This window comes from Humibacter albus DSM 18994 (genome assembly GCF_000421825.1).
Taxonomy (GTDB): Bacteria; Actinomycetota; Actinomycetes; order Actinomycetales; family Microbacteriaceae; genus Humibacter; species Humibacter albus.
The window spans coordinates 103,824-123,180 of sequence record NZ_ATXT01000015.1 but is presented as its reverse complement, the minus strand read 5'-3'; the positions used below and the strand labels follow the sequence as shown (position 1 = coordinate 123,180).

Genomic DNA, 19,357 nt, shown 5'->3' with positions numbered 1-19,357 from the left:
CCATGTCGTCGCTCACGCATCCCGTGACGACCGGCACGCGCGGGCGGGGAGGGCCATCCTCTCCCCGCCCGCGTCGTCTCGGCCGCACCATCGGCCGGTCCGCGCCGCTGATCCCGTCGATGGTGCTCGTCGCCGTCTTCCTGCTCGGCCCGGTGATCTCGTCGTTCTACGGCTCGTTCACCGACATGTCGCTGACCGGCAGCGCCGCCGCCGGCGCGAAGTTCGTCGGTTTCGACAACTACGTGCAGCTGTTCCAGAACCCGGACTTCCTGCAGTCCGTCTGGCTGACCGTGCTCTTCCTGGTGGGCAGCGCGATCATCGGCCAGAACGTGCTCGGCATGGGGCTGGCCATGCTGATGCGGCACGGCCACGCCGTCGTGCGGGCCGTCGTGGGCACCCTCGTCGTCACGGCGTGGATCCTCCCGGAGATCGTCGCGGCATTCGCCGCCTACGCGTTCTTCCATGACAAGGGCACGCTGAACGAGCTGCTCGCGCTGGTCGGCATCCACGGGCCGAACTGGCTGTACGCGCTGCCGATGATCGCGGTCATCCTGGCGAACGTGTGGCGCGGCACCGCGTTCTCCATGCTCGTCTACTCGGCGGCGCTCACCGACGTGCCCGACGACGTCACCGAGTCCGCGGAGATCGATGGCGCGGGTGGCGTGAAGCGGCTGATCTACATCACGCTGCCGATGATCAGGCGCAGCATCTCCACGAACCTCATGCTCACCACGCTGCAGACGCTCAGCGTCTTCACGCTCATCTACGTGATGACAGCCGGCGGACCCGGCACGAAGAGCTCGACGCTGCCGATCCTCGCGTACCAGGAGGCGTTCAAGTTCTCGCAGCTCGGTCTGGGCACGGCGATCGCGACCATCCTGCTCGTGATCGGAGCGATCTTCTCGATCGTCTACATCCGCGCACTGAAGCCGGAGGTGGACTGATGGCGCGCACGATAGGGCTCACCTCGCCGTCGGGCCGAGCGTTGCGCGGTGTCTCGAACACCGTGCTCGTGCTCATCGGTCTGTGTTTCGCGCTGCCGCTCGCCTGGCTGCTGCTGGCATCCTTCGACCCGACTGCGACGCTGACGCTGAAGTGGCCGTCCGGCTTCACGCTCGACAACTTCACGTCGGTGCTCACGCCCGACCTGGCGTGGCTGCCGCTGTGGAACAGCGTGCTGCTCTCGGGCGGATGCGCGATCATCACGGTCATCGTCGCCGTGCTCGCCGCCTACCCGCTCTCCCGCTACCGGCTGCGCATCAACAAGCCGTACCTGTACGGCATCCTGTTCGGCACCTGCCTGCCGATCACGGCCATGATGGTGCCGGTCTACAGCCTGTTCGTCTCGCTCAACCTCATCGACTCGCTCTGGGGGACGATCTTCTTCATGGCCGCCTCGAGCCTGCCGATGGCGATCTGGATGATGAAGAACTTCATGGACTCGGTGCCGATCGTGCTCGAAGAGGCGGCCTGGGCCGACGGCGCTTCGATGATGACGACGCTCACCCGCGTGGTCGTGCCGCTGATGCGGCCGGGCATCGCGGTGGTCTTCATCTTCGTGTTCGTGCAGGCGTGGGGAAACTTCTTCGTGCCGTTCGTGCTGCTGCTCAGCCCCGACAAGCTTCCTGCCGCAGTCAGCATCTTCGCGTTCTTCGGTCAGTACGGAGCCGTCGCGTACGGCAAGCTCGCGGCCTACTCGCTGATCTACTCGGTGCCGGTGCTCGCGCTCTACGTCTTCACGTCCCGGGTGCTCGGTGGCGGGTCTGCGCTCGCCGGAGCCGTGAAGGGGTGAGCATTCGGTGAGATGACGCGCTGACCCGTGACGCGCCGACCGACGACGCGCTGACCGGCGGCGGCGGCCGGCAGGCGCCCTTGCAGCCCGACCGCACTGACGTAACCCGACCGCACTGACCTAAGAAGAAGCACACAAGGAGTACCGTGCACGACGATTCGCGCCTCGTTCTCGAGCGCATCCACCGATTCCTGTCCGAGCGCATCGCGCCGGCCGTCTACCGGCAGCGCGTGCCGCTGAGCCTTCGGGCGTGGGAGGCCCCGGGCGAGCCGGTGCCGTTCGACGGGGCCATCGCCGAGACGTTCTCGCCGTTCGCCGTAGGGTCACCGTGGGGCAAGCCCTGGGGCACGACGTGGTTCCACGCGACGGGAGAGGTCCCGGATGCCTGGCCCAGCGCATCCACGGATCCCGCCTCGGTGGAGGCGGACCTGGCCGTCGAGCTCGTCGTCGATCTCGGCTTCACGCCGGCTCAGCCCGGCTTTCAGGCGGAGGCCCTCGTCTACGCGCCGAACGGGACGGTGGTGAAGGCGATCGAGCCGCTCAACGCGACGGTGCGACTTCACGCGCTCCGATCCGCCGGGGCTGTGGGCCCGACCGGTGCCGTCGACTTCTATCTCGAGGCGGCATCGAACCCGGACGTCGGCTTTCCGTGGGACTGGCAGCCGACGCCGATGGGCGACGTGACGACCGCCGGCACGGCGTCGCTCTACGTGCTGCGCGCGCTGGAGCTGGGGCTGCGTGACGTCGCGGTGTGGGAGCTCGAGCAGGATGTCATCGCGCTGCTGGGGCTGCACGCACAACTGCCACCGGCATCCACTCGGGCGGCGCAGATTCTGCGCGCGCTGGAGCGGATGTGCGACGTCATGGACCCGCACGACGTGGCGGGCACGGCGCACGCGGGACGGGATGCCGTGGCGGGCGTGCTCGCGGTGCACGCGGCGTCCGGCGCTCACCGCGTCACCGCGGTCGGACACGCGCACATCGACTCCGCCTGGCTGTGGCCGGTGCGCGAGACGATCCGCAAGTGCGCCCGCACGTTCTCGAACGTGCTCGCGCTGATGGACGAGCGCGACGACTTCGTGTTCGCGTGCTCGTCGGCGCAGCAGTACGCCTGGATGAAGCAGTTCTATCCCGAGCTGTTCGAGCGCATCCGTGCGCGGGTGGCCGAGGGGCGCTTCGTGCCGGTGGGGGGCATGTGGGTCGAGTCGGACACGAACATGGTCGGCGGCGAGGCCATGGTGCGGCAGTTCGTGACCGGGCAGGGGTTCTTCCGGCGCGAGTTCGGCCAGCGCGCGGTCACGGGCTGGCTGCCCGACTCGTTCGGCTACACGGGCGCGCTGCCGCAGCTGATGGCCGGTGCCGGCATCGAGCAGTTCGTCACGCAGAAGATCTCGTGGAACGACACCGACAGGTTCCCGCATCACACGTTCTGGTGGGAGGGCATCGACGGCACGCGTATGTTCACGCACTTCCCGCCGATGGACACGTACAACTCCGTGCTGTCGCAGGAGGAGCTCGCGCGCACCGACCGGCAGTACGCCGAGAAGGGCGAGGCCAACTCGTCGCTGGCGCTGTTCGGGCACGGTGACGGCGGGGGCGGTCCGACGCGCGAGATGCTCGCCTCGGCGGACCGCGCGGCCTCCCTCGACGGAGCGCCCACGGTGACGCTCGGCACACCGGAGTCGTTCTTCGAGCAGGCGAAGGCGGAGTACGAGCATCCGCCGGTGTGGTCGGGCGAGCTCTACCTCGAGCTGCATCGCGGGACGTACACCTCGCAGGCGCGCACCAAGCAGGGCAATCGGCGCAGTGAGCACCTGCTGCGGGAGGCGGAGCTGTGGGCCGCGACCGCGGCGGTGCGCACCGGTGCCGAGTACCCCTACGAGGAGCTGGATGCCGCGTGGCAGACGGTTCTGCTGCAGCAGTTCCACGACATCCTGCCCGGTTCCGCGATCGCGTGGGTCTACCGGGACGCGGAGCGCAACTACCGCGAGGTCGCGCAGAAGGTCAGCGCCCTGATCGAGCGGTCGCTGACGGCGCTCGGCGGCGTGCTCCTCGAGCGAGCGGAGCGAGTCGAAGGGCAGCAGCACGCGGAGGGAGTCGAAGGGCAGCAGCACGAAGCGCGCACTGCGTCATGCGACTACTTTCTCAACGCGTCCCCCGTCCCGGTGCGCGGCGTGCCCGCGCTGGGAGCGGGCGTCCCTGCGGCAGGCAGCGAGGCATCCATTCACCGCGACGGCACCACTGTGATGCTGCAGAACGCGCGTGCTCGTTTCGTGCTGGATGCCCGTGGTCGGCTCGTCTCGGCCGTCGACCTCGCCACTGGTCGCGAGGCGATCGCGCCCGGGGAGTCCGCGGGGTTGCAGATCTTCCGCGACACTCCGACCAAGTGGGACGCCTGGGACATCGATGAGCACTATCGCCGCCATGAAGAGGACCTCGATCAGGACGTGACGCTCGAGGTCGATGAGCAGGGCGGAACGGTGCGCACGCGGCGCATCGTGGGGGATTCGGTGATCGAGCAGGAGTTCTCGCTCGCGCCCGACACACCGACCCTCGAGGTCACGACGCGGGCCGACTGGCACGAGCGGCAGCGCATGCTGAAGTTCGCGTTCCCGCTCGATGTGCGGGCGGAGCGCGCGGCGAGCGAGGTGCAGTTCGGGCACGTGTTCCGGGCGACGCACGAGAACACGTCGTGGGACTTCGCGCGCTTCGAGACCGCGGCGCACCGCTGGGTGCACGTCGGCGAGCCCGGTTTCGGGGTGGCGGTGGCGAACGATTCCACCTACGGACACGACATCTCGCGGCGCACGCGGCGCGGGGGCGGCACGAGCACGCTCGTGCGGCAGTCACTGCTGCGGGCTCCGCTCTTTCCTGACCCGGATGCGGACCAGGGCGAGCACGTGCTCCGCTCCTCGCTCACGGTGGGGGCGCAGATTCCGGATGCCGTCGCCGCCGGCTACGCGCTCAACCTCCCTCTGCGGGCGATCGCCGCCCCGATTGCGCCGCTGGTGAGCGTGGTCGGCGCCGGGGCAGACGGCGACACTGGCGTGCTCGTCGAGTCGGTGAAGCTGGCCGAGGACCGCTCGGGCGACGTGATCGTGCGCCTGTACGAGTCGCTGGGTCGACGCACGAACGCGACGGTTCGGTTCGGGTTCGAGACGGCGTCCGTGGTGCAGACGGATCTGCTGGAGGACGAGCTGGCCGAGCCCGACGGCGTGGAGGCATCCGACGCGGCGGAGGTGCGGCTGAGCGTGCGGCCGTTCCAGGTCGTGACGCTGCGGGTGGCGCGCAGGTGACGGGAGCGGGAGGTAGCGGCGCGTCGCGCGGGGCGGCCGGCGCGAGGCAGCGCCCGGCGCCCGCCGCCGTCCGGCGCCCGCCTTCGGCGCCCGCTTCCGGCGCCGGTGAGACATACCGTTTCGAATGAGACCGCCCGCACGGAGGCATGTCTCATTCGAAACGGTATGTCTCACCGCCACGGGCGGCTGCTGACGCAACGCACTCCTCGTGGCTTCCGCCCAACCCGCTGCCCCATCGCGGGCGCTCGCCCACCGGGAGTGACGCTCGCCCACCGGGGGTAGGGTCGTGCCCATGATCGGTCGGATCGGGCACGCGGTGGGCGTCTTCCTCGCGTGGGTCGCCCGTGTGGTGATGCGGGTAGGGGGCGTCCTGAACGGCGGTCGCAGCGCCGACGAGTACGCGCGCAAGCTCTACGAGCAGCCGCGTGACGACTACCGGCCGTGAGGGGCGGACGCCGGCCGAGGCGCTTCCTCGCCTACAGCGCGATCTGGTACTGCACGAACCCGGTCTGCTTCGCGACCCGGTCGTAGAGCGAACGGGCCGTCGCGTTGCTCTCTGCAGTGAGCCAGTAGACCTTGACGGATCCGTGGCCCGCAGCCCACGCGCGCACGTGCTCGATGAGCGCGGCGCCTGCGCCCGAGCGGCGTGCGTCGGGCGCGACGAAGAGGTCTTCGAGGTAGCAGTAGTCGGACCTCGTCCAGGTCGCCGAGTGCGTCAGCCAGTGCACGAGCCCGATCGCGCGCCCGTCGTCGTCGCGGGCCAGTGCGCCGTGGATGTCCGAGCCAGGGTCGACCACGCGGGCGAATGTCGCGTCGATGGTCGCGTCATCCAACTGCGCCTCGTAGAAGGTGAGATAGCCGTGCATGAGTTCGAGCCACTCGGCGCGGTCTTCCGGCCGGACGGGGGCGATGGTGACCATGGGGGGAGTCTATGGGGCTCTCGCGAGGCGCCCCCGCCCCGCTGCCGGGGCCGCGCACCTACCCTCCCACCCCCTGAGCCCCACCCGCGGGCCGCTGAGACATACCGTTTCGAATGAGACAGCCCGCGAGGAGGCATGTCTCGTTCGAAACGGTATGTCTCACCGCGCCGGGCCGCCCGCCCCCGCGCCGGGCCGCCCGCCCCCGCGCCGCGCCGCGCGCCACCGCACCGCGCCGCGCGCCCCCGCACCGCACCGCACCGCACCGCGCCGCGCGCCTCCGCGCGCGTACGCTCGGACCATGTCGACGCCTCCCGGTGCTCCCAGCAGCTCCTGGGTGCACGAGCTCGTGCGCACGAAGCGCGCAGCCATCCCGTGGGATCTGGCCGTACTCACCGCCATCGCGGTGACGGTGCCGGTCGGCATCTCGCTGCTGCTCATGTCGGGCGACGCGGCGATTCTCGGACTCGGCGTGCTGACCTCGATCGGCGCGCTCGTGGCATCCATAGCGGACCGCGGCGGCCCCGCCGTCGATCGGGTTCGGCGCATCGTGGCCAACGCGGTGGCGGGCGCCATCGGCATGGCCGTGGGCGCCCTGGTGCTCGGCAACGAGCCGGCGACAGTGATCGTCATCGTCGTCGCATCGCTGCTCTCCGGCATCGCCGGCGTCGTGAGCGGACTGGTCTCGGGAGCGGCCCTGCAGTTCCTGGTCTACTCGATCGTGGGCAGCGGCATCGACTTCGGACTGCGTCCGCTGTGGCTGGCGCCGCTCATCCTGCTGGTCGGTGCCGCCTGGCGGTTCGGCCTCACCTGGATCGACATCGCGGTGGGCAGCGGGCGCCGCCGCGCCCCGGAGCGGATGGCCGTGGCCGCCGTCTACTCGTCGCTCGCGGCCCACCTCGACGCGCTGGGCACGGCCGAATCCGAGGCGGCGCGCCGCGACGTGACCACGGCGCTGAACCAGGCGTACGACCTCATGATCACCACCCGCACCTCGTTGGCGGGCAGGGATCCGCGCTGGCGTCGCATCGTCACGCTTCTGAACGCGACGACGCCGCTCGTGGAAGCTGTGACGACGGTCGTCGTCGAGGGCGACCCTCTGCCGGCGGAGGTGCCGAACGCGTTGCGCGCCATCGCCCGCTCGATCGAAGATCCGCACGCGCCGCCTCCGACGCTGCCGCCGCCCGACCGATCGACACCGGGACGCGCGGCACTCTCATCGGCGCTTCGCGTCGTCGGATCGCTGCTCGACGGCGACGACCCGGCGACCACGACCGTGCCCATTCAGCGTCCGGATGCCGTCGGCCTGCCCCGCCCCTCGGCTCGCGATCGCGTCGCCGGCCTTCGCGACCACCTCCTCGGCGGCGGCGAGACGTGGTTCGCCGTGCTCCGTCTCGTGGTCTGCGTCGCCATCGCCCAGGCCGCGAGCGTGCTGCTGCCGCTGGAGAGGCCGTACTGGATCACGCTCACCGTCGCGGTCGTCATGAAGCCGGACTTCGGGTCCGTGTTCGCCCGGGCGGTGCAGCGCGGACTCGGAACCGCGATGGGCGTCCTCCTCGGCGCCGCGGTCGTGGCGCTGCTCCCGGGCGGCTGGTCGCAGATGCTCGCGCTGGCCGTGTTCGCGGCCGGAATGCCGATCGCCATTCGTCGCAACTACGGCCTGTTCGCCACGTTCATCACGCCCGTCATCGTGATCCTGCTCGAGCTCGCGCACGGCGGCGACCCCGGCATCATCGTGAGCCGAGTGCTCGACACTCTGATCGGCTGCGCGATCGTGCTCGTCTTCGGTTATCTGCCGTGGCCGTCCACCTGGCGCTCGGCGCGCGAGCTCGGCGACCGAGTCGCGCAGGTCACGAGCGACGTCGCCGAATACCTGTCGGTGGCGCTCGGCCCGAACGCGGCGGACGTCGTCGCTGCCGTTGCCGCACGCGACGGCGACGACGAGACGGATCCTGCGGCGAAGCCCGCCCGCGAGGAGAACGACGACCGGATCGTCGAGCAGGCCCGCTCCCGTTCGTCGGCCCGTCGTGCGACGTACCGCAGCCTCTCCGATCTGCGCACCCGGGTACAGCAGACTCTCGCGGAGCCGCCGCCGGTGAGCACCGCGGCAGCGGCGTGGTGGCCGCAGATCGTCTCACTGGAACGAGTCACGGATGCCATCACCTCCACGGCGATCCGCGCCGCCCAGTCCCGCGCCCAACCGGATCAGCACGACGTGGAGCTGCTGCATGCCGCGCTGACGGAACTGAGCGACGCGATCCGCGAGCGGCGCCCTCCCGAGACGCTCGATCTTCCCGATGACGCTCTGCTGAACTCGGTGGCCGACGAGGTGGGCGCGGCGCGGGCCGTGCTGGCCGCCTGAGCTACTGTGCTTGACATGCCCACGATCGACATCATCGGCCATGACAGGGCGATGGCGCTCATCAGGTCCAGCGTGATTCCGGATGCCGCGGCCCTCGCCGACGCGCTCGTCGCCGGCGGCATCCACGCCATCGAGTTCACGTTGACGACCCCCGACGTCGAGGCGCACATCGCGCGCGCTCTGCGACGCGACACCGGTGCCGTGATCGGCGCCGGCAGCGTGCTCACCCCCGCACAGGCGCGAAGCGCGCTGGACGCCGGAGCGCAGTTCCTGGCCACGCCGGGACTGAGTCCGCAGGTCGCGGAGATCGCGCAGCAGGCATCCGTTCCGCTCATGATGGGCGCCTTCACGCCGAGTGAGATCATGCAGGCGCTCGCGCTGGGAGTGTGGGCCGTCAAGGTCTTCCCGGCTCAGACGGCGGGGCCGGAGCACTTCGAGCACCTGCTGGGGCCGATGCCGATGGCCCGGCTGATCGCCTCGGGCGGCATCGTCGCTGGAAACGCGCAGTCGTTTCTGGATGCCGGCGCTTACGCGGTCACGGCCGGATCGTCGGTCGTTCCCGCCGGAGCGCTCGCCGACGCCGATTGGGAACAGCTGCGTGCACGGGCGACCGAGTTCTCCTCCGCGTTGGGACGGCGCGTGGGCCGAGGCGACCCGGGCGCTGAGGAGTCCCACGCACACTGAGAATTCTCGAGAACACTGACGAATCTCATGCCCGGCTCGCGGCGATCGCCCAGAAACTGAGAAGCTTGGAGTCATGCTTCTTCCCCGACCGAGTCTCCTCACCCTCGGTGAGGGCGAGTTCGAACTCACCCGCATCACTCGCATCGCCGCTCCCGCCGAGCTCTCCGGCGCGGCCTCCTGGCTGCAGAGTGCGCTGCGCCCGGCGACCGGGTTCCCGCTCGACATCGCGCCGGACGGCGCGATCCGCCTGGAGTGGGACCCGCAGCTGAAGCCCGAGGGCTACACGCTCGAGGTGGATCTCGACGGGGTGCGCGTCGCAGGAGGCGGCCCCGCCGGCGTGTTCTACGGGTGCCAGGCGCTGGTCCAGCTGCTGCCTCCGCAGATCTACCGCAGAGGCCGTGTGCTCGACGTGCCATGGATCGTGCCCGTGGTGAGCATCCAGGATGCGCCGCGGTTCGCCTGGCGCGGAGTCATGCTCGACGTCGCGCGGCACTTCATGCCGAAGCACGACGTCATGCGCTTCATCGACCTGATGGCGATGCACCGGCTGAACACACTGCACCTGCATCTCACGGATGACCAGGGCTGGCGCATGCAGATCAACCGCTACCCGAAGCTCACCGAGGTCGGATCGTGGCGGCGCGAGAGCCAGCTGGGTGCGGCATCGTATTCCCGCGGTGACTCGCGGCCGCACGGCGGTTTCTACACGCAGGACGACCTGCGCGAGATCGTCTCGTACGCGATGGATCGCGCCATCAACGTCGTGCCCGAGATCGAGTCGCCCGGGCATACCCAGGCGGCGATCGCCTCGTATCCCGAGCTCGGTCTCGCGCGCGACGAGGGCGAGTCGCTCGGTGTGTGGACACGCTGGGGTGTCGACGACAACGTCATCAACCTCGAGGAATCCACTGTCGAGTTCTTCACCAACGTGCTGGACGAGGTGATGGAGGTTTTCCCGTCTCCGTTCATCGGTGTGGGCGGCGACGAGTGCCCGAAGAACGGCTGGCTGCTCGACGAGCGCACTCAGCAGCGCAAGGCCGAGCTGGGGCTGAACAGCGAGGACGAGCTGCAGGCCTGGTTCATCCGCCGTCTCGATGACCATCTCGCGCGGCGCGGGCGCCGGCTGTACGGCTGGGACGAGATTCTCGAGGGCGGTCTCGCCGGCACGGTGAGCGAGGGGGCGACGGTGGCGTCCTGGCGCGGAATGGAGGGCGCGGTCGCTGCCGCACGCGCCGGACACGACGTCGTGTCGTGTCCCGAGGGCCAGGTTTATCTCGACTACCGCCAATCGGACCGCTCCGATGAGCCGATCCCCGTCGGCACGGTGCTCACCATCGCCGACGTGTACCGCTTCGAGCCGGTTCCGGCGGAGCTCGAGCCCGAGGAGGCGGCGCACGTGCTGGGCGGCCAGGGCAACATCTGGACCGAGCACATGGACTCGCCGCGCACCGTCGACTACTTCGCGTTCCCCCGGCTGTGCGCGCTCGCCGAGGCGCTCTGGCTCGACGGAGAACGCGACTATGACGAGTTCGCCGACCGGCTCGACCAGCACCTGGTGCGACTGGATGCCTGGGGCGTCGAATACCGCCGCTCCAGCGGTCCGCGTCCCTGGCAGGAACGGCCGGGCGTGACGGGGCGTCCCGTCACGCCCCAGCAGCGCTCGTCGTTCTTCGATGCGCTGAACTGACGCGGCGCCCAGTCCGCCCCCGCACCTCGCCGAGCCGTCGTGTCTTCAGGAGCCCGCGCCGCTACAGGAAGATGTCGGGGAACAGGTCGGCCTCGTCCACGCCAGGGGAGTACTTCGCGAGGTCGGTGACGCCCGCGTCGGCGAGAACGTCCTCGACGATGAGGGAGCGCCCGGTCAGCTCGCGTGACGGTGCTATGAGGACCTGGTAGGCGGCATCCGCGTAGATCTCCGGCGTGCGGCTCTTGGCCAGCAGCGCCTCGCCGCCGAGGATGTTGCCCACCGCCGCCGTCTTGATCGTGGTGCGCGGCCAGAGCGTGTTCGCGGCGATGCCGTCACGCGCGAACTCCGCGGCGAGCCCGAGCGTGACCATGCTCATGCCGTACTTCGCCAGCGTGTAGCCGGTGTGGGCGCCGAGCCATCTCGGATCCAGGTTGATCGGCGGGCTGAGCGAGAGGATGTGCGGGTTGACGCCTTCGCGCAGGTGCGGCACGGCGGCGCGCGAGAGCATGAAGGTGCCGCGCACGTTGACGTCCTGCATGAGGTCGTAGCGCTTCGGCTCGAGGTCGAGCGTGCGCGAGAGGTTGATCACGCTGGCGTTGTTCACGACGATGTCGATCCCGCCGAACTCCTCGAGCGTGGATGCCACGGCCCGCGCGATGTCGTCGTCGTTGCGCACGTCGCCCACGACCGGGAGTGCGTGGCCGCCGGCGGCTCGGATCGCCTCGGCCGCGGTGTGGATCGTGCCGGGCAACCGCGGGTCGGGGGTGTCTGTCTTCGCGAGCAGTGCCACGTTCGCGCCGTCGCGTGCGGCCCGCACCGCGATGGCGAGTCCGATGCCGCGGCTCCCGCCAGACATCAGGATGGTGCGGCCCTTCAGCGTGTTCGTCATCGTGTTCTCCTCAGTTCAGGCGGCTCTTCGCGGTGAGACATGCCGTGACGGCCGAGACATGCCTCACCGAGGGCTGTCTCGTGCGGAATGGCATGTTTCACGGGTGTGGGTGGGTGCGGGTGCGGTGCGGGCACGGGAGGCGGGTCACGCGTGACGGGCGCGGGACGCGGCGAATGCCGCGACCCGGGTGCGTGCCTCGGGGGTCTCGAACGCGGCGCCGATGGTGCGTGCCTCGTCGTCGAGGCGTTCTGCGAACGTCGCGGCGCCGCTGCGCAGCAGACGCTTCGCCTGGCCGTACGCGCCTGTCGCGCCGTCGAGCCAGTGCCGGGCGACCGCCTCGGCGCGGTCGCCGAGCGCGTCGTCGGGCACCACCTCGGCGACGAGCCCCCACTCGAGCGCCTCGGCGGCGGTGAGCACCCGGTCGGTGAGTGTCAGTTGCAGTGCACGTCGTTGTCCGACGGCGGCCGGCAGCAGGGTGCTCACGCCGCAGTCCAGCGTGAGGCCGATGTCTGCGTACTTGGAGACGAAGAACGCCGCCTCACCGGCGACCACGTAGTCGGCGACGAGCATGAAGCCGACGCCGCCGCCGGCGGTCGCGCCCTGCACGGCGGCGATCATGGGCTTGGGAGTCTCGACGAAGAGTCGGTGGCCCTCGTGGATGACGTCGGCCAGCTCCGTCACGATCGCGCCGGTGCCGCCCAGCGCCGCCATCGCCGCCACGTCGCCGCCGGCGCAGAACGCACCGCCCGCCGCGTCGAAGAGCACTGCGCGCACGTCGTCGCGCTCGGCGACCTCGCGGGCCACGTCCCGCCAGCGGTGCGCGGCGTCGCCGTCGATCGCGTTCAGCCGTTCCGGCCGGTTCAGGGTGATGTGTGCGAGGCCGTCGGAGACCTCGAAGAGGATGCTGTCGCTCACGGCATGCAACCTACCCCGCGTCGTGCCGGCGGTCACGCGCGATGGATGCCGAGCACACTCCATGCCGGGGATGTCGGGGGTGCCGTTGTAGGCATCCGCACCGTCGCTCTCCGAACGCGCCCGTGGAGCGGACGGAACGTCGAAGGGCCGGGCGACTGTGAGGATCGCCGCCCTGGGGACGACGCGGGGACGAACGAGCCGCCGTGCAGTGGGCCAGGCGCCCACGACGTACCGCCGTGCGGAGGATCGGCGCGACACGCCGGCCAGCCGCCTGCTACGACGGCGTGTCGCGTCGATTCCCCGCACGGCGGCGGTCACGACGAGGGCGGGCTCGTCACGACACTCCCAGCTCGGCGGAGAGCACGAACACGGCGCTGCCGCGCAGCACCAGGTCGTGGTCATCGCCGGCCGCCGACATGGTGAGCCCCTCGCCGGTGCCGGCGAGCGTCAGCGAGCGCACTGTGGCGGCTGCCGAATCCAAGAACGGGCCCTCGACGAGGTCGGCGGGACCGCAGAGCACGACGGCTTCGAGCCCGAGGGCGGCGACAACGGGGGCGACGGCGTAACCGAGCGCGCGGCCCGCGTCGGCCAGCACGCTCGCGCGCCGCTGTGCGCCCGCTCGGCGAAGGCGCTCGCGGAGGTGCGGGACGGCGACGACCTGCTCGAGGCATCCGCGACGCCCGCAGACGCACGGCTCGCCGTCGGGATCGACGACCAGGTGCCCGATCTCGCCGGCGGTGAAGGCGCCGCCGGTGACGAGCGCGTTCCCGATGATGAGACCGGCGCCAGCGCCGTGCTCGATCTCGATGACCATGAAATCGGGGCCCGCGTCGTGGTAGGAGTGCAGGGCGAGCGCCGCCGCGTTCGCGTCGTTGCCGACGTGCACCGGCAGATCGAACTCGGCGCCGAACGTCTGCGGCAGATCGATGCCCGCCCAGTCGAGGTTCGGGGCGGAGATCACGATGCCCTCCCCGTCGACGACCCCGGGGGTTCCGATCCCGATGCCGAGCACGCGCACCGTCGACCGCTTCACGAGATCCCGCGCGAGGCCGAGCGCCGTGCTCAGGGCGTCGTCGCCGGTGGCGCCGTGCACGGGCGCATCGAGGCGGTGCACCACGGTGCCGTCGATGGCGACGAGGGCACCGACGAAGCGTTCGTCGCCCGACAGATCCAGGCTCACGACGTGGTACGCGTTCACGTTCAGCCCGATCAGCTGCGCAGGCTTGCCGACGTGGGCGCCCTCGCGCGGTCCGAGCTCGTCGATGAGTCCTTCCGACGAGAGCTCGTTCACCAGGTCGGAGACCGTGACGCGGGTGAGGCCGGACTCGCGGGCGAGGTCGGCGCGGCTCATGGCGCCGTCGTGCAGGAGCGTCTGGAGCAACAGGGCGCGGTTGTGCCGACGGTTGTGCTCGGGGAGCGCCTTGGATGTCACGCGCAGCAGCGTCACGTTACGTTCCCTTCCCCTCGCCGGCCGTCGACGGCACTCGTACGACAGTTTGTTAGTGGTCCTGACTCAAGGCTTGCAAGTGAACCCGACCGAAGGCCCGATTGTCAAGGATGCGACGCCGTATTTCGGCTTGCATTCACCGCGTTCGTAAGCTTGACTAACAAACCATGACCGCTTTCGACGCGCGCCGCCGCGCCATCGCCGCCACGCTTCTGCCGGGCTTCGTCGGCACCGAGCTCCCCGGTCATCTGCGCGCTCGCCTGGCCGACGGCCTCGGAGGCGTCTGCGTTTTCGGGCCGAACATCGCTTCGGCCGAGCAATTGCGCCGACTGAACGACGACATCCTCGCGACGGCACCGCTCGCGATCATCGCCATCGACGAGGAGGGCGGCGACGTGACGCGGCTGAACTACGCCGACGGCTCGCCGTATCCGGGCAATGCTGTGCTCGGCCGCCTCGACGACGAACGGCTCACGCGGGAGATCGGCCGTGACGTCGGCGCGGCGTTGCGCCGCGTCTCGTGCACGCTCGACTTCGCACCCGATGCCGATGTGAACTCGAACCCCGACAATCCGGTGATCGGCGTGCGCAGCTTCGGGGCCGATGCTGCGCTCGTGGCGAGGCATTCTGCGGCCTGGACCGCCGGCATCCAGTCGGCAGGAGTCGCCGCCTGCGCGAAGCACTTTCCGGGCCACGGCGACACCGCGCTCGACTCGCACCTGGCACTGCCCGTGATCGACAGGTCGCTTGCCGAGTTGCGCGAGCGCGAGCTCGTGCCCTTCCGCGCTGCGATCGCCGCGGGGACGCTGAGCATCATGACGTCGCACATCGTGCTGCCACAGGTGGATGCGCACAATCCCGCGACGTTCTCCTCCCGCATCCTGCAGGGGCTGCTTCGCGAGGAGCTCGGCTTCGACGGTGTCATCGTCTCCGACGCCCTGGACATGAAGGGCGCGAGCGGCGCGACGGGCATCCCGGAGGCGGCGGTGCGCGCCCTGGCCGCCGGCTGCGACCTGCTCTGCATCGGCACCGAGACGACGGACGAGCTGATCGGCGAGATCATCGCCGCCGTCGAGCAGGCGATCGATGCCGGCCGCCTGTCGGAGGAACGTGTGCGGGATGCCGCGGGCCGGGTGAGGGCGCTCGCTCGCCGTCTCGTCGACCTCCGCACGAGCATCCCGGAGCCCGGTGCCGCAGGCGCGGAACCCACACCTGTGGAAACCGCGTTCGCCGAGCCCACGCCTTCCGAAGCGGCGTCCGCCGAGCCCGCGCCAGCCGAACGCGGGACGCAACCGGATGCCGTCATCCCGCTCGAGCGCGTCCGGAGCGCCTTCGACGTGAACCGTGCGGCGCTCGAGGCGTTCACGGCCGCGCAGTCCGCTGCCGATCGCGGGGCCGGTGCCGCCCGCTTCGCCATCGTGCGGATCGTCACCGAGGCGAACGTCGCCGTCGGCGTCGCGCCGTGGGGGCCGTTCGCGCAGGCCGCGGCGCACCCGGAGTCGGCCGAATCGCGGGCGTGGGCGAGACATCCGCAGTTCGTGGTATCGGAAAACGAGGCGCAAGGCGGACGACTCGCAGCACGCATCGATGCGCTCGTGACTGCTCTGCCCGCCGAAGCTCCGGTCGTCGTGATCGGCAAGGCGATGCACCGGTATCCGTTCGCGCGCGAGACCGTGGACACGCTGCGCCGCCGCGGCGTCGCGCTTGCCGTCGACATGGGCTGGCCGTCGGATGATCGGGCCTACGCGGACGTGGCGACCTTCGGCGCCTCCCGTGCGGTCGGCCGCGCGCTGATGGGGTTGCTGGAACCACGGTCGGAGCCGGAGCGGAAGCAATGAGGATCGGGCTCGATATCGGCGGCACCAAGATCGACGCCGTGCTGCTGCGCGATGACCTCACGATCGCCTCGCGCGTGCGCGTGCCCACCGGGAAGGGGCCGCGCGCAGTCGTGGCGTCGGCCGAGCGTGCCGTGCACGACGTGGTGGCGAGCACCGGCGGGAGCGTGGCCTCCGTCGTGGCATCGATCGGTGCAGGCATTCCGGGCATGGTGGACGCCGAGCGCGGCCGCGTGCGGCACGCGGTCAACCTGGACGTGACCGACCTGGCGCTCGCCGACGAGCTGAGTGCGCGCGTCGGAGTTCCGGTGCACGTCGAGAACGACGTCAAGGCCGCCTCGCTCGGCGCCTACCACCTGCTCTCGCTCACCGGCAGTGCCGCGCTGCTCAACCTCGGGACGGGCGTGGCCGCCGGCATCGTGCTGGACGGCCGGCTGTGGCGCGGTCCCGGTGGCGGCGCGGGCGAGGTGGGGCACATCCCGATCGAGCCGGGCGGCGCGATCTGCGGCTGCGGGCAGCGCGGGTGCATCGAGACGCTGGCGTCCGGCTCCGCGGTGGCGAGGCTCTGGCCGTCGCACGCGGAGCACCCGGCCGTCGAGCTGTTCGACGCGGCGGATGCCGGCGACGAGCGGGCGCGTACGGTGCGTCGCACGGTCGCGCAGGCCGTGGCATCCGGGATTCGAGTGTTGGCGTTGACCGTCGACGTCGAGACCGTCGTGCTCGCCGGCGGGCTGAGCCACCTCGGTGACCGGCTGCGGAGATCTGTGACGGAGGTGCTGGAGGACTGGGGAGACGAGTCGGCGTTCCTGGCGTCGCTGTCGCTGCCGTCACGGGTGCGGATGCTCCCGCCCGAGCTGGCCGCAGCGGCCGTCGGTGCCGCGCTCGTCGGCATCCCGGATGCCACGGAGGGCAGGCAGGTTCGTGCCGCGCCGGTCGGCGATGACGCGACGCGAGCGAGCGTCGGCGCCCCGGTAGATGCCCCGCGCTGACTCCGACAGAATGAAGAAGACCGAGGCCGAGGAGGCATGTACGTGGAAGTCGTGATCAAGCAGAGCGCCGACGAGGTCGGTGAGCTCGCTGCGGACCTGATCCAGCGTGTCGTGGAGTCGAAGCCGCGTGCCGTGATCGGTCTGGCGACCGGGTCGTCTCCGTTGGCGATCTACGCCGGTCTCGCCCGGCGCGTGGCGGACGGCGCTCTCGACTTCACCGACGTGCGTGGCTTCGCGCTCGACGAGTACGTCGGCATTCCCGAGGACCACCCGCAGAGCTACGCCTCGGTGATCCGGCACGAGGTCGTCGAGCCGTTGCACATGGATCCGACGCTGGTGCGCGTACCCGACGGCCGTGCCGTCGACATCGAGGTGGCGTGCCGAGACTACGACCAGGCGATCGCGGATGCCGGCGGCATCGACATCCAGATCCTCGGCATCGGCGCGAACGGCCACATCGGGTTCAACGAGCCCACCTCGTCGTTCCGCTCCCGCACACGCATCAAGACGCTCGCGCGCAAGACGCGCGCCGACAACGCGCGATTCTTCGACAGCGCCGACGAGGTGCCGACGCACTGTGTGACGCAGGGACTCGGCACCATCATGGACGCCCGCCGGTTGGTGCTCGTCGCTCAGGGCGAGGGCAAGGCGGATGCCGTCGCCGCAGCCGTCGAGGGACCCGTCACGAGCATGTGCCCAGCCTCCATCCTGCAGTTCCACGAGCATGCGACGGTGATCATCGACGAGGCGGCCGCGAGCAAGCTGCGTCTGGCCGACTACTACACGTATACGTATGAGAACAAGCCGACCTGGCAACTGTGAGCCAGCGGCTCGCAGTTGCCAGGTCGGCTTTCAGGCGGTGTTCGTCGGCGCGCCGCTAGCCGCGGCGCGGGGCTGGCAGCTGTGAGCCTGCGGCTCGCGGTGGCGAGGTCGGCTTTCAGGCGGTGTTTGTCGGTGCGCCGTTAGCCGCGGCGCGGGGCTGGCAGCTGTGAGCCTGCGGCTGAGCGCTTCGTGCGCCTACAGGGGGCGCGACGCGGAAGGGATCGCGAGGTCGGGCCTGCGTGCCTGCAGGTAGTCGATCAGCCTGCCGTAGCCGAACATGAGCTTTCTGGCGAGGAAGAGCCGCTTCGCTGTCGACCTGACCGCGATGCCCGCGGAGTTGTTCGACCCGATCGGTTCGAGTTCGGCGATGTCGTTCAGCGCGACTTCCCTCGGCGCGTGCAGCGGCCGGAACACCCAGATGCTGTCGAGGGTGACCTCGAGTCGCGTGCGCACCATGGTGTGGGCCTGCCAGACCAGCCCGCCGCCGAGGATCAGCAGCACGGCCGCGGTGATCGCCGCGCCCACTTCAGTGTCTCCACCGCTGTTCGTCACGGCGACGAGGAGAGGGAAGCATCCGATCACGATCAGCGGGATGCCCACGCTGCGCAGCACGACGCGTTGCCAGCGCCGACTGCACACGACGAACAGAACGCCGTCGCGTGTCGGGACCTGGGAGCTCGTCGCAGGACCGTTGCGCACTCGACTCACCACGACAGCGCTCAGCAGTGACAGGAAGAGTCCGATGACCACGATGATCAGCGCGGAGACGAGGGCGGAGATCAGCGGGCTCACCGGGGAATGATACCGGTGTCCAGGTCAGTGCCAAAGGTCGGCCCGGCGTGCTGTCGGCGACGGCTACCCGAGAAAGAGCGCTTCGAGCACCGTGTTCAGCAGTCCGCCGAGAGCGAAGCAGACGCCGAGGAAAATCGCCCACACGACCAGCCACAGCACGAACCCCAGACAACCGGACATGCGGCCCTGCCGTCTCTTCGCCCGACCGCTGGAGGTTCCGGTGCCGAGCCATGGCAGTAGATGTACGAGGCGCGTCAGCAGGTAGAACGCTCCCGCAGCGGCCACGAGCGTGATCATGCGGCTCGTATCGGGATTGAACGACGTCAGCGCCGCAGTCGGTCCGTTCCGCCTCGGGTCCGTCGGATCGTAAGTCACAGACATCCGACCGCCGACTCGAACGCTGTTGTACACGCTGTTCGGAACATCCGATTCGGTCACCGTGATCCTCGCCCCGTCTCGGGTCGAGAAGGTGTAGCCGAGGTCGGCGGGGGAGCATCCGCCGCGTCCCACGCAGGAACTGGGGCGCATCGAGGTGACGGTCGCCGCGACGCGAGTGCCGTGCTGCTGAAGCTCACGCTTGGTGCTGACGTCGATGATCGAGGCGACCACCGACCACACGATCGCCACCGCAATCACTACGGCGATGGAGGCGAGGATGACGACGGCCAGCCTGCTTCGTCGCCGTCGGCGTGTGGCAGGCAGAGCTGGAACGACGTCGTTTCTGCCGGCGACATCCGGCATCGGGGCCGACAGCGCATTCGCACCGGGATGCTCCGCGACCACTCGCTCGCGCACATCGTCGGCGCTCATGCCGAGCAGTTTGGCGACGCGGGCGACCGCGGTGTCCAGAGGCAGTTGCGGCGCACGTGCGCGCGCCTCGTCGACGAGGCGAACCGCCTGGTCGTGGAACGCGTCATCGGTCGGCATGAC

16 protein-coding genes are annotated in these 19,357 nt (G+C 70.2%); 10 read left to right on the top strand and 6 right to left on the bottom strand.

Annotation, left to right across the window (positions count from 1 at the left end; all coding sequences use genetic code 11):
- Positions 1 to 2: 2 nt before the first annotated feature.
- The 4 genes from H623_RS0110095 to H623_RS21755 all read left to right on the top strand — a co-directional run bounded on the left by H623_RS0110095 (position 3) and on the right by H623_RS21755 (position 5,533).
- Positions 3 to 944, top strand: a complete 942-nt coding sequence (locus H623_RS0110095) for a carbohydrate ABC transporter permease (protein WP_022900820.1) — start codon at positions 3 to 5, stop codon at positions 942 to 944.
- A complete protein-coding gene (locus H623_RS0110090; protein ID WP_022900819.1) occupies positions 944 to 1,792 on the top strand; it encodes a carbohydrate ABC transporter permease in 849 nt (282 codons plus the stop codon). Before H623_RS0110095 ends, H623_RS0110090 begins: the two co-directional genes overlap by 1 nt.
- A 146-nt stretch (positions 1,793 to 1,938) precedes the next feature.
- Positions 1,939 to 5,088 carry a glycoside hydrolase family 38 N-terminal domain-containing protein gene (locus H623_RS0110085; protein WP_022900818.1) on the top strand — a complete coding sequence of 1,050 codons (3,150 nt, stop codon included), beginning with the start codon at positions 1,939 to 1,941 and terminating at the stop codon, positions 5,086 to 5,088.
- A 292-nt stretch (positions 5,089 to 5,380) separates the two neighbouring features.
- Positions 5,381 to 5,533: a hypothetical protein gene (locus tag H623_RS21755; RefSeq protein ID WP_022900817.1), complete on the top strand. Its 153-nt coding sequence runs from the start codon at positions 5,381 to 5,383 to the stop codon at positions 5,531 to 5,533.
- Positions 5,534 to 5,564: 31 nt separating this feature from the next.
- Here H623_RS21755 and H623_RS0110075 read toward each other — a convergent pair whose 3' ends face one another.
- Positions 5,565 to 6,008, bottom strand: coding sequence for a GNAT family N-acetyltransferase (locus H623_RS0110075; protein ID WP_022900816.1), 444 nt, complete (start codon positions 6,006 to 6,008; stop codon positions 5,565 to 5,567).
- Positions 6,009 to 6,306: 298 nt separating this feature from the next.
- Between H623_RS0110075 and H623_RS19130 the strand changes: the two genes are divergently transcribed.
- The 3 genes from H623_RS19130 (at position 6,307) to H623_RS19120 (ending at position 10,738) form a co-directional block, all read left to right on the top strand.
- The gene (locus H623_RS19130; protein WP_026940197.1) at positions 6,307 to 8,367 is read left to right on the top strand and encodes an FUSC family protein; all 2,061 of its coding nucleotides are present in this window, start codon (positions 6,307 to 6,309) and stop codon (positions 8,365 to 8,367) included.
- Between the two features lie 15 nt (positions 8,368 to 8,382).
- A complete protein-coding gene (locus H623_RS19125) occupies positions 8,383 to 9,051 on the top strand; it encodes a bifunctional 4-hydroxy-2-oxoglutarate aldolase/2-dehydro-3-deoxy-phosphogluconate aldolase (RefSeq protein WP_022900814.1) in 669 nt (222 codons plus the stop codon).
- A gap of 73 nt (positions 9,052 to 9,124) precedes the next feature.
- The gene (locus H623_RS19120) at positions 9,125 to 10,738 is read left to right on the top strand and encodes a beta-N-acetylhexosaminidase (protein WP_022900813.1); all 1,614 of its coding nucleotides are present in this window, start codon (positions 9,125 to 9,127) and stop codon (positions 10,736 to 10,738) included.
- Positions 10,739 to 10,799: 61 nt separating this feature from the next.
- On the opposite strand, the gene H623_RS0110055 is transcribed toward H623_RS19120, so the two are convergent.
- From H623_RS0110055 to H623_RS0110045, 3 genes are all read right to left on the bottom strand, one after another.
- Positions 10,800 to 11,627, bottom strand: a complete 828-nt coding sequence (locus tag H623_RS0110055) for an SDR family oxidoreductase (RefSeq protein WP_022900812.1) — start codon at positions 11,625 to 11,627, stop codon at positions 10,800 to 10,802.
- 144 nt (positions 11,628 to 11,771) lie between these two features.
- Positions 11,772 to 12,542, bottom strand: coding sequence for an enoyl-CoA hydratase/isomerase family protein (locus tag H623_RS0110050; protein WP_026940196.1), 771 nt, complete (start codon positions 12,540 to 12,542; stop codon positions 11,772 to 11,774).
- 334 nt (positions 12,543 to 12,876) lie between these two features.
- Complete coding sequence (locus tag H623_RS0110045; protein WP_022900810.1) at positions 12,877 to 13,989, bottom strand: ROK family transcriptional regulator; 1,113 nt, start codon at positions 13,987 to 13,989, stop codon at positions 12,877 to 12,879.
- Positions 13,990 to 14,156: 167 nt separating this feature from the next.
- On the opposite strand from H623_RS0110045, the gene nagZ reads away from it, so the two are divergent.
- From nagZ to nagB, 3 genes are read left to right on the top strand one after another with little or no spacing between them, the layout of a single operon-like run.
- The gene (nagZ, locus tag H623_RS0110040; protein WP_022900809.1) at positions 14,157 to 15,827 is read left to right on the top strand and encodes a beta-N-acetylhexosaminidase; all 1,671 of its coding nucleotides are present in this window, start codon (positions 14,157 to 14,159) and stop codon (positions 15,825 to 15,827) included.
- Positions 15,824 to 16,813 carry an ROK family protein gene (locus H623_RS19115; protein WP_022900808.1) on the top strand — a complete coding sequence of 330 codons (990 nt, stop codon included), beginning with the start codon at positions 15,824 to 15,826 and terminating at the stop codon, positions 16,811 to 16,813. Before nagZ ends, H623_RS19115 begins: the two co-directional genes overlap by 4 nt.
- 36 nt (positions 16,814 to 16,849) lie before the next feature.
- Positions 16,850 to 17,635, top strand: coding sequence for a glucosamine-6-phosphate deaminase (nagB, locus tag H623_RS0110030; RefSeq protein WP_022900807.1), 786 nt, complete (start codon positions 16,850 to 16,852; stop codon positions 17,633 to 17,635).
- Between the two features lie 195 nt (positions 17,636 to 17,830).
- Here nagB and H623_RS0110020 read toward each other — a convergent pair whose 3' ends face one another.
- Positions 17,831 to 18,427, bottom strand: a complete 597-nt coding sequence (locus H623_RS0110020; RefSeq protein ID WP_022900806.1) for a hypothetical protein — start codon at positions 18,425 to 18,427, stop codon at positions 17,831 to 17,833.
- Between the two features lie 63 nt (positions 18,428 to 18,490).
- Positions 18,491 to 19,354 carry a DUF3592 domain-containing protein gene (locus H623_RS0110015; protein WP_022900805.1) on the bottom strand — a complete coding sequence of 288 codons (864 nt, stop codon included), beginning with the start codon at positions 19,352 to 19,354 and terminating at the stop codon, positions 18,491 to 18,493.
- Positions 19,355 to 19,357: the final 3 nt, after the last annotated feature.